The following is a 10,577-nucleotide window of genomic DNA, read 5'->3' as shown; positions in this document are numbered from 1 at the left end:
ACGGCCGCACCTGCGGTCATCGGCTCACTCCCAGCGGAACCAGCGGGCGGCGGCACCCGACAGCAGCACCGCCCAGACGACCAGCACGGCCAGGTGCGACCAGGGCCAGCCACCGGCGGCGGCCTCGCTCATGGCCTGGGACGCGGCACCGAACGGCGTGAGCTCGACGACGCTCGCCAGCGTGTGCGGCATCGACTGCACCGGCAGCCACACCCCGGCGCAGAACATGCTCGGGAAGAACACGGCCGAGCCGATGGCACCGGCGACCTTCTGCGTGCGGGCGCGGGCGGCGACCAGCGCGCCCAGCGCCAGGGCGACGACCGCCGAGAGGACGAGCGCCAGCAGATAGCCGGCCGCCTGCTGCGGCAGCCGTACGTCGAAGGCGATCCGCCCGATGGCGAGCGAGAGCAGCGAGGACAGGAGCGCGGCGACACCGTGGATGGCCATCTGCGCGCCGAGCAGCGCGCGCGGCCGCACCGGCGTCGTCGACATCCGGCGCAGGATGCCGCGCTCGCGGTGCCCGGCGATGACCGGGGCCATCGCCTGCAGGCCCGCCACGATCAGCGGCAGCAGCACGGTGACGGGGACGTAGGCGTCGATGAGGCGCAGGCCGTCGGGCCCGGAGTCGGCCTCGCGGAAGGCCGGGATGCAGCCGAGGATGACCAGCAGCGCGGGCGGGAACACCGCGATCCCGAAGAGGGCGCCCGGCTCCCGCAGGAACAGGCGGACCTCGGCCTTCAGGACGGCGGCGTCGGCGCTCGGCCGGCGCGCGGGGACAGCGGTGGCGGTGCTCATGACTGACCGGCTCCCGTCAGATCGAGGAACGCGTCGTCCAACGTGGCGTCGGACACGCGGAGTTGGTGGGCGGTGATGTGGTGGCGGGCGAGCAGGGTGAGCACGGCGTTGACCGTCTCGTCGCTGCCGGTGAGGGTGACCCGTCCGTCCCGGTGGTCGGCGGAGGCGAGCCCCGGCAACCCGGCCAGCTCGCGCTCGTCGAGCGGCGCGGACGGCGTGAAGGAGATGACGGTGGCCCCCGCGGCCTGGCGGATCAGCCCGGCCGGGGTGTCGAGCGCGGCGATCCGGCCCTTGTCGATCACGGCGATCCGGTCGCAGAGGCGCTGTGCCTCCTCCATGAAGTGGGTGACGAGCAGGACGGTGACGCCGCTGTCGCGGACGTCCTCGATGAGCTGCCAGGTGTCGCGGCGGGCGCGCGGGTCGAGGCCGGTCGTCAGCTCGTCGAGGACGACGACCCGCGGGTTGCCGATCAGCGCGAGCGCGATGAACAGGCGTTGCTTCTGGCCGCCGCTGAGTTTCGCGAACCGGGTGCCGAGCTTGTCGGTGAGACGCAGGCGCTCGGCCAGGGGGCGCCAGTCGGCGGGGTTCGGGTAGAACGCCGCGTACAGTTCGAGCGCCTCGCGGACGGTGAGTTTCGCCTGGAGTTCGCTCTCCTGGAGCTGGGCACCGAGGATTTCGGTGACGCGGTCGTGGTCGGCGACGGGGTCGAGGCCCGCGACGCGGACGCGGCCGGCGTCGGGGACGCGCAGCCCCTCGACGCATTCGACCGCGGTCGTCTTGCCGGCGCCGTTCGGGCCGAGGATGCCGAAGATCTCGCCCTCCCCGACGGTGAACGACAGGTCGTCGACGACGGCCCGCCCGGCGTAGACCTTGCGGAGCCCGGCGACCTCGATCAGGGGCCGCTCGCCCCGTGCTGCGCTGTGTGTCGTGGTCATGCTCCGAGAATCCCCGCGCGGGACCCTCCCGGGCATCGCCCAACGCGCTCGAAAGGGCATCAGCCGATCGGTTGATACGGAGCTACGACTCCTGAGGGGACGGCCGTGGCGCCGTAGCCCGATCGCCGGAAAACCCGGTGGCGTTGTCAGTGCCGATCCGTAGTCTCACTCCTGATGCCCACTACGCATGCACCGGCCACGGACCCCGACCAACTCGCCCCGGCGGCGGAGCAGTCCGCCGTGCGCACGCTGCTGCGCCTGTGGCCTTACGTACGGCCGGTGCGGGCGCGCTGGGCCGGGGCCGCGGCGGTCGCCGTGGTCGCCTCCTGTCTGTCGCTCGTCTTCCCCGTCGTCCTGAAGTGGATCGTGGACGGGCCGGTCACGGACCATGACCCGGGCGGGGTGTGGCTGGGCGCGGGCGTGCTGCTGGCGCTCGGGGTCGCCGAGGCGCTGCTGTTCGGGCTGAGACGGTGGCTGGTGGCGCGACCGCTCGCGGGGGTGGAGGCGGCCATGCGGGCGGATCTGTACCGCCATCTCCAGCGGCTGCCCGTCGCGTTCCACGACCGGTGGGCCTCGGGGCAGCTGCTGTCACGCGGGACGACCGACCTCATGGTCGTACGGATGTTCCTGGCCTTTCCGCTGACGTTCCTGATCGTCAACGGCGTGACGATCGTCGCCGGGTTCGTGCTGCTCGTCGCGCAGGACTGGGGGCTCGGGCTCATCCTGCTGGCGCCCGCGCTGCCGCTGATGGTGCTCTGCTACCGCTTCGAGTCGACGTACGCGTCGGCTTCGCGCCGCGCCCAGGACCAGGTCGGTGATCTGACCACCGTGGTCGAGGAGTCCGTTCTCGGGATCCGGATCATCAAGGGGTTCGGGCGGCACCGCAGTCAGGCACGGGCCTTTCGCGAGCTGTCGCGCACGCTGCGCGGGATCGAGCTCACCAAGGCGCGGCTGCTCGCCGGGGTCCTCTCAGTGATCACGCTGCTTCCGGAGCTGGCGCTCGGGGCCGCGCTGGTGCTCGGCTCCGTGCAGGTCGCGGACGGGAAGCTGTCCGCCGGGACGCTGGTGGCCTTCCTGTCGACGGCGCTCGCCCTGCGCTGGCCGATCGACTCGATCGGGTTCCTGGTCGCCATGAGCCAGGAGGCGGCGACGGCGACCCGCCGGATCTTCGAGGTCCTGGACGCGCCGCAGGAGAGCGAGGAGGTCCCGGCGGCGGGCGCCCCCGCCCCGCAGGACACCGCGGGCGGGCTGCGGTTCGAAGGGGTCCGCTTCCGCTATCCGGACGCCCCCGACGCGTCCGAGCCCGTCCTCGTTTCGATCGATCTGGAGGTGCGGTCCGGGGAGACCATGGCGCTCGTCGGGGCGACCGGCAGCGGCAAGACGACCCTGACCGCGCTCGTGCCCCGGCTGCACGAGCTCACCGGCGGGCGGATCACGCTCGACGGGCGGGACATCGTCTCCATGGAGCGCGAGGAGCTGCGCACCCTCGTCTCCGTGGCCTTCGAGGAGCCGACGCTGTTCTCGGCGTCCGTCGCGGAGAACGTGCTGATGGGGGCGGCCGGCGCGGACGCGGCGCAGCTCGACCGGGCGCTCGGGGTCGCACAGGCGGGGTTTGTGCAGGCGTTGCCGGAGGGGGCCGGTACGCAGGTCGGCGAGCAGGGGCTGAGCCTCTCCGGCGGGCAGCGGCAGCGGCTCGCACTCGCCCGCGCGGTCGTGGGGAGTCCGCGCTTCCTCGTGCTCGACGATCCGCTGTCCGCGCTCGACGTGCACACGGAGGCCCTGGTGGAGGCGGCCCTGCGGGAGGTGCTCGCCGCGAGCACGGCGCTCGTCGTCGCGCACCGGCCGTCGACGGTGCTGCTCGCGGACCGCGTCGCCCTGCTGTCGGGCGGCCGGATCACCGCCGTGGGCACGCACCAGGAGCTGCTGCGCGCGAACGCCGAGTACCGGCATCTCATGTCCGGTGCGGACCCGGAGACCGGGATCGAAGAGGACGGGCAAGACGGGCCAGAGGGGAAGGGCACGCGATGACCACGACGACCCGGCCGGACCGTACGCCGCGGGATCCGGCGGCCGAAGACGGAGACGTCAGCGACGACGGCGGGGAACTGCGGCTCCCCTCGCCCGGCGACCCCTTCGACCAGGACGACCTGCCCACCCCCAAGGGAGCGACCGGCACGCTGCTGCGCTCCCTGCTCGCGCCGTGCCGGCGCACCGTGTGGCTGGCCGTGCTGTGTCTGCTGCTCCGGCAGGCCGCGGTGCAGGTGGGGCCGCTGCTCGTCGCGTACGCCATCGACCGTGCGGTGCCTGCGTTCCGTGCGAGCGACCACGGCCCGCTGATCGCGGTGGCGGTCGGCTATCTCCTGGCGGCGTCCTGCTCCGCCCTCCTCCAGTTCGCGTTCGTGCAGGTGTCGGCGCGGGTGAACCAGAACGTGCTGCTCGACCTGCGCGGCCGGATCTTCCGGCACGCGCAGGCCCTCAGCGTCGACTTCCACGACCGCTACACGTCGGGGCGGCTCATCTCCCGGGCGACGACGGACGTCGAGTCCCTGCGCGAGCTGCTCGCCGAGGGGCTCCAGGAACTCATCAACATCGTCCTGGCCTCCGTGTACATCACGGCGATGCTGCTCTGGCTCGACGTCGGCATCGGGGCCGTGGCCGCCCTGTCGTTCCTGCCGCTCACCGTTCTGATCCAGCTGTACCGGCGGCGCGCGGCCCGGGTGTACGCGGTGCGGTCCTCCGCGATCGCGCGCGTCATCGTGAAGTTCGCCGAGACGATGAACGGGATCAGGCCGGTGCGCGCCTTCCGCCGCGAGCGCGCCAACGACGCGGACTTCGCCGGGCTGAACCACCGTCACGAGCGGCTCAACGGCGACGCGATGCTGGAGATGGCGCGCTACGTCGTCGGCTCCCGCCTCCTCGCGAACACCGCGGTGGCCGGAATGGTCCTGTGGGGCGCCTACCGCGTCGCCGACGGCACGCTCGAACTGGGTGTCCTGGCGGCCGCCGTGCTGTTCATCCGCCGCCTGTACGACCCCATCGACCGGCTCGCGATGTTCCTCAACTCCTATGAGTCCGCGGCCGCTTCGCTGCGGAAGATCGCGGGTCTGCTGCACCAGACGCCGACGGTGCCGGAGCCGTCGTCGCCGAGCACACTGCCCGGACTCGCCGGTGACCGGCCGGGCCGCGAGGTCATCTTCGACCAGGTCTCCTTCGGCTACCGCACCGGCGGCGAGGTGCTCCCCCTCTTCGACCTCACTCTGCCCGCGGGGCAGACGGTCGCCGTCGTCGGCTCGACGGGCGCGGGGAAGTCGACGCTCGCCAAGCTCCTGGCCCGCTTCTACGACCCCTCGGCGGGACGGGTCCTGCTCGACGGCGTCGACCTGCGCGACCTGGGAACGGCCGAGCTGCGGCGGGGCGTGGTGATGGTGACGCAGGAGGCGTTCCTGTTTTCCGGGACGGTCGCCGAGAACATCGCGATCGGGCGGCCCGATGCGAGCCGCGAGGAGATCGAGCGCGCGGCGAAGGCGATCGGCGCGCACGACTTCATCACGGCGCTCCCGGACGGCTACGACACGGATGTGCGCAAACGCGGGGGTCGAATTTCAGCCGGGCAGCGGCAGTTGGTCGCGTTCGCACGCGCGCTGCTCGCCGACCCGGCGGTCCTGATCCTCGACGAGGCGACGAGCTCCCTGGACATCCCCGGCGAGCGGGCGGTGCAGCGCGCGATGCACACGGTGCTGCGCGGCCGTACCGCGGTCGTCATCGCGCACCGGCTGTCGACGGTGGAGATCGCCGACCGCGTTCTGGTCATGGAACACGGGCAGATCACCGAGGACGGCACTCCGGACCAACTGATCTGCGGTACAGGAGCGTTCGCGGATCTGCATCGTGCCTGGCGGGAGAGCGTGGTCGGCTGAGCGGCGGCCCGGACGCGGCCCCTCCGCACCCGGGCAACGGCTCCGTATATCGAACGTGAACCTCCGGGCAACGGACCATTTCCGGCCAACCTCCTGACGCGCTCCTGACAGACAACGCTCTCTGCTGCCACTCTTCCCTCGGTCTCGCACAGCTGTCCCACAGCCGAACTGGCGCGGCCCGTTCGTGAACTGCAGCACGACCTGTTGTGCCCCGATGTGCCCAGTTGTGCCCGGCTTCGCAGTTCCATCTCGTAACGCCTCGTGCCACTTCGCAGCACCACGTACCACCCTGTTCTGCCTTGTTCTGCCTTGTTCTGCCCGGACGGTCATTCGCCGTCCGGTCTTCCCCGGCCGTGCGATCCGCGGCCCGCAGAAGGAGTCAGCCTTGAGAACGTCCGACACCTCCCACAGATCCGCCTCCCGCAAGAGGGCGACCGCCTACGGCGCGCTCGCCGCGGTCACCGCCCTGCTCGCCGCCGCCGTCCAGGCGGGCGGCATGGCCTCGGCGGACGTCCAGCCGGCTGCGGCGGCCGCCCAGGCCGTCGCGAAGGGCGCCGACCCCGGCGCACTCCCCGCGAAGCTCTCCCCCGCCAAGCGCGCGGAGCTGCTGCGCGACGCCAACTCCACCAAGGCGGACACCGCCAAGGACCTCGGCCTCGGCGCCAAGGAGAAGCTCGTCGTACGGGACGTCCTCCAGGACCGTGACGGCACCACGCACACCCGCTACGAGCGCACCTACGACGGGCTGCCCGTCCTCGGCGGTGACCTGGTCGTCGACACCGCCAAGTCCGGGAAGACCGAGGGCGTGACGCGCGCCGCGAAGTCGGCGCTCAAGGGCGTCGCCACCACCGCGGCGGTCAAGCCGGCCACGGCGGAGCGGCAGGCGGTCAAGGCCGCCACGGCCGACGGATCGAAGAAGACCGCGGCGGACCGCGCGCCGCGCAAGGTCGTGTGGATGGCGCAGGGCAAGCCGACCCTCGCGTACGAGACCGTGGTCGGCGGTCTCCAGGACGACGGCACGCCGAACCAGCTGCACGTCGTCACGGACGCGGCGACCGGCAAGAAGCTGTACGAGTGGCAGGGCATCGAGAACGGCACGGGCAACACGCAGTACAGCGGCACCGTGACGCTCGGCACGGCCCTGTCCGGATCGTCGTACACGCTCAACGACACCGGGCGCGGCGGGCACAAGACGTACAACCTGAACCACGGCTCGTCCGGCACCGGGACGCTCTACTCGGGCACGGACGACGTGTGGGGCAACGGCAGCGCCTCGAACACCGAGACCGCGGCCGCGGACGCCCACTACGGCGCGGCGGAGACCTGGGACTACTACAAGAACGTGCAGGGCCGCACCGGCATCAACGGCGACGGCGTCGCCGCGTACTCGCGGGTGCACTACGGCAACGCGTACGTCAACGCGTTCTGGGACGACAGCTGCTTCTGCATGACGTACGGCGACGGAGAGGGCAACCTCAAGCCCCTCACCGCGATCGACGTGGCGGGCCACGAGATGACCCACGGCGTCACCGCCGCGACGGCCGGTCTCAACTACAGCGGTGAGTCCGGCGGTCTGAACGAGGCCACGTCCGACATCTTCGGCACCGCGGTCGAGTTCTACGCCAACAACACCAAGGACGTCGGTGACTACCTCATCGGCGAGAAGATCGACATCAACGGCGACGGCACCCCGCTGCGCTACCAGGACAAGCCCAGCAGGGACGGCACGTCCCCGGACAACTGGTACTCCGGGCTCGGCAACCTCGACGTGCACTACTCGTCGGGTCCCGCCAACCACTTCTTCTACCTGCTCAGCGAGGGCAGCGGCGCCAAGGTCATCAACGGCGTCAGCTACAACTCGCCGACGGCAGACGGTCTTCCGGTCACCGGCATCGGCCGCGCCAAGGCCGAGCTGATCTGGTTCAAGGCCCTCACCACGAAGTTCACCTCGACCACGAACTACGCGGCGGCGCGCACCGGCACGCTCGCGGTGGCCGGTGAGCTCTACGGCACCACGAGCACCGAGTACAAGGCCGTACAGGACGCCTGGGCCGGCATAGCCGTCGGCTCGCGCTCCGGTGGCGGCGGTGGCGGCACCTCGTTCGAGAACACGGCCGACGTCGCGATACCGGACGCCGGCGCGGCGGTCACCTCGTCGATCGCCGTGACCGGTCGCACGGGCAACGCGCCGAGCAACCTCTCGGTCGCCGTGGACATCGTGCACACCTGGCGCGGTGACCTGGTCGTCGACCTGGTGGCCCCGGACGGGTCCACGTACCGCCTGAAGAACTCCAGCGGCAGCGACTCGGCGGACAACGTGAACGCGACCTACACGGTCAACGCCTCCTCCGAGGTGGCCAACGGCACCTGGAAGCTGAAGGTCCAGGACGTGGCCGCGCAGGACACCGGCTACATCAACAGCTGGAAGCTCACCTTCCCGTAGACCGCACACACCGGTAACTCCGGTCCGGTCATTATCTGTTCGGCCCGCACGGTCTGGGCGCGTCGCCCCGGGTGAGTGAACTCCCCGGGACGGCGCGCCCGTTCATGTTCCGTTCGCAATACGTACAAGGAGCATCGCTCAACGGACGATTTCCAGCCAACCTCTGATCGCCCCCCTGACATGTACAAGCCTCAACTGGCACGCTTCCCCACGCAACACCAGCAATTCCAGTACCACACGGCTTTTCAGCACCACACAGCTCTCTTACCCCACACACAAGGAGCTTGCGTGACCCCCCACATATCGCGCTTCACCAAGAAGCGTTCGACTCTGGCCATTGCCACCGCCGTTGCCGCCGGGGCCCTCCTGACCGCCGGGATGACCACCGGCGCGTCCGCGCAGCCCGTCGCCGACGCGACGCCCGCCGCCGCGCCCATGAAGCTCTCGGGCGCCGCCCACGCCGGCCTCCTCAAGGACGCCGACGCGAAGAAGGCCGAGACGGCGAAGGAGCTGAACCTCGGCTCCAAGGAGAAGCTCGTCGTGCGTGACGTGGTCAAGGACCGCGACGGCGCGACGCACACCCGCTACGAGCGCACCTACGACGGACTCCCGGTCCTCGGCGGCGACCTGGTCGTCCACGAGTCCAAGGCCGGCAAGTCCGAGGGCGTCACCCGCGCGACCTCGAAGAGAATCGCCGTGTCGACGGCCTCCGCCTCGCTCAAGGCCGCCCCCGAGGGCGCCCGCAAGGTGGTCTGGGCGGCGTCGGGCACCCCGCGCCTCGCCTACGAGAAGGTCGTCACCGGCAAGCAGAAGGACGGCACGCCGCGCAAGCTGCACGTCGTCACGGACGCCGCGACCGGCAAGAAGATCTTCGAGTGGGACGCGATCCACACCGGCGCCGGCGAGAGCCAGTACAGCGGCAGCGTGACCGTCGGCTCCACCAAGTCCGGTTCCTCGTACGCCCTCACGGACGCGGAGCGCGGCGGCCACAGCACGTACGACCTCAAGCACGGGTCGTCCGGCAAGGGCACGCTGTTCACCGACGCCGACGACAAGTGGGGCGACGGCACGACCAACGACGCGGCGACGGCCGCGGTCGACGCCGCCTACGGCGCCCAGGTCACGTGGGACTACTACAAGGACGTGCACGGCCGCAGCGGCATCAACGGTGACGGCAAGGGCGCGTACTCGCGGGTCCACTACGGCAACGCGTACGTCAACGCGTTCTGGGACGACAGCTGCTTCTGCATGACGTACGGCGACGGCGAGGGCGACAAGAAGCCGCTGACGTCGATCGACGTGGCCGGCCACGAGATGTCGCACGGCGTCACCGCGGCGACCGCGGGCCTCATCTACAGCGGTGAGTCCGGCGGCCTGAACGAGGCCACGTCCGACATCTTCGGTACCGCGGTCGAGTTCCACGCGAACAACCCGAAGGACGTCGGCGACTACCTCATCGGCGAGAAGATCGACATCAACGGCGACGGCTCCCCGCTGCGCTACATGGACAAGCCGAGCAAGGACGGCGCGTCCCTGGACAACTGGAAGAGCGGCGCGGGCAACGTCGACGTCCACTACTCGTCGGGCATCGCCAACCACTTCTTCTACCTCCTGTCGGAGGGCAGCGGGAAGAAGGAGATCAACGGGGTCTCGTACGACTCCCCGACCGCGGACGGCCAGCCGGCCGCGGGCATCGGCCGCGACAAGGCCGAGCAGATCTGGTTCAAGGCCCTGACGTCGTACTTCACGACGAACACGGACTACGCAGGCGCGCGCAAGGGCACGCTGAGCGCGGCGTCCGACCTGTACGGCGCCGACTCGGCGGAGTACAAGGCGGTCGACCGGGCGTGGGCCGCGGTCAACGTCAAGTGACGTAAGGGACAAGCAGGTCGGGGGCGGCACCGCCGGGTGCCGCCCCTTCGCGCGTCAGGCGTCAGCCTTCGTATTCCGTGAGGTCGATCTCGTGCACCTGGAGCGCGAAGCCGAGCTTCGGGTGCGCGAACTCGTGTCCCTCCGTCATGCCGAGCTTGCGGGCGACGTTCTCCGAGCCCGTGTCGCCCGGACGGATCAGGGCGACGACCCGGTCGACGCCGCGGTCCTGGAGGGCGAACTCCAAGGTGGCCTGGGCGGCCTCGGAGGCGTAGCCCTGGCCCCAGAACTGGCGGCCGAGCCACCAGTTGATCTCGATGCCGGGCTGCAGCTCGGACACCGAGAGGCCGACGACGCCGGCCAGTTCGCCGGAAGCGAGGAGTTCGACGGCGAACGGGCCGAAGCCCTCCTCGTCCCACTCCTCCTCCCAGCGCTCGATGTCCTCGGCCGTCCGCTCCAGGTCGCGCGGGCCGCCGTCGCCGACCTGGCGCATGACCTCCGAGTCCGCCTGGATCTCGGACAGGGGCACGAGGTCGTCTTCGGACCAGCGGCGGAGCAGGAGGCGGGGCGTCTGGATCTCGGTCATGGGTCCATCTTCGCCGAGACCCGCGACGCCGC

The 10,577-nt window shown here is 70.9% G+C and carries 7 protein-coding genes; 4 read left to right on the top strand and 3 right to left on the bottom strand.

Going from position 1 to position 10,577, the window contains the following annotated elements; all coding sequences use genetic code 11:
* Positions 1-24: 24 nt before the first annotated feature.
* Positions 25-795, bottom strand: a complete 771-nt coding sequence (locus AC07EJ_RS09395) for an ABC transporter permease (RefSeq protein ID WP_389478302.1) — start codon at positions 793-795, stop codon at positions 25-27.
* Positions 792-1,730 carry an ABC transporter ATP-binding protein gene (locus AC07EJ_RS09390; RefSeq protein WP_393584884.1) on the bottom strand — a complete coding sequence of 313 codons (939 nt, stop codon included), beginning with the start codon at positions 1,728-1,730 and terminating at the stop codon, positions 792-794. The genes AC07EJ_RS09395 and AC07EJ_RS09390 overlap by 4 nt, the downstream gene beginning before the upstream one ends.
* A 174-nt stretch (positions 1,731-1,904) precedes the next feature.
* Between AC07EJ_RS09390 and AC07EJ_RS09385 the strand changes: the two genes are divergently transcribed.
* From AC07EJ_RS09385 to AC07EJ_RS09370, 4 genes are all read left to right on the top strand, one after another.
* Positions 1,905-3,758 (top strand): ABC transporter ATP-binding protein, encoded by a 1,854-nt coding sequence (locus AC07EJ_RS09385; RefSeq protein ID WP_389478299.1) that lies wholly within the window; start codon positions 1,905-1,907, stop codon positions 3,756-3,758.
* A complete protein-coding gene (locus AC07EJ_RS09380; protein ID WP_478884010.1) occupies positions 3,755-5,647 on the top strand; it encodes an ABC transporter ATP-binding protein in 1,893 nt (630 codons plus the stop codon). Before AC07EJ_RS09385 ends, AC07EJ_RS09380 begins: the two co-directional genes overlap by 4 nt.
* 385 nt (positions 5,648-6,032) lie before the next feature.
* On the top strand, positions 6,033-8,090 hold the full coding sequence (locus AC07EJ_RS09375) for a M4 family metallopeptidase (RefSeq protein ID WP_478884009.1): 2,058 nt from the start codon (positions 6,033-6,035) through the stop codon (positions 8,088-8,090).
* Between the two features lie 288 nt (positions 8,091-8,378).
* On the top strand, positions 8,379-9,962 hold the full coding sequence (locus AC07EJ_RS09370) for a M4 family metallopeptidase (protein ID WP_393584877.1): 1,584 nt from the start codon (positions 8,379-8,381) through the stop codon (positions 9,960-9,962).
* Between the two features lie 61 nt (positions 9,963-10,023).
* On the opposite strand, the gene AC07EJ_RS09365 is transcribed toward AC07EJ_RS09370, so the two are convergent.
* Positions 10,024-10,545 carry a GNAT family N-acetyltransferase gene (locus AC07EJ_RS09365; RefSeq protein WP_393584876.1) on the bottom strand — a complete coding sequence of 174 codons (522 nt, stop codon included), beginning with the start codon at positions 10,543-10,545 and terminating at the stop codon, positions 10,024-10,026.
* Between the last annotated feature and the right edge of the window lie 32 nt (positions 10,546-10,577).

The organism is Streptomyces sp. NPDC045026, assembly GCF_056432625.1.
Note: the sequence above shows the minus strand (reverse complement) of the source record. Positions and strands in the feature narration are given on the sequence as shown.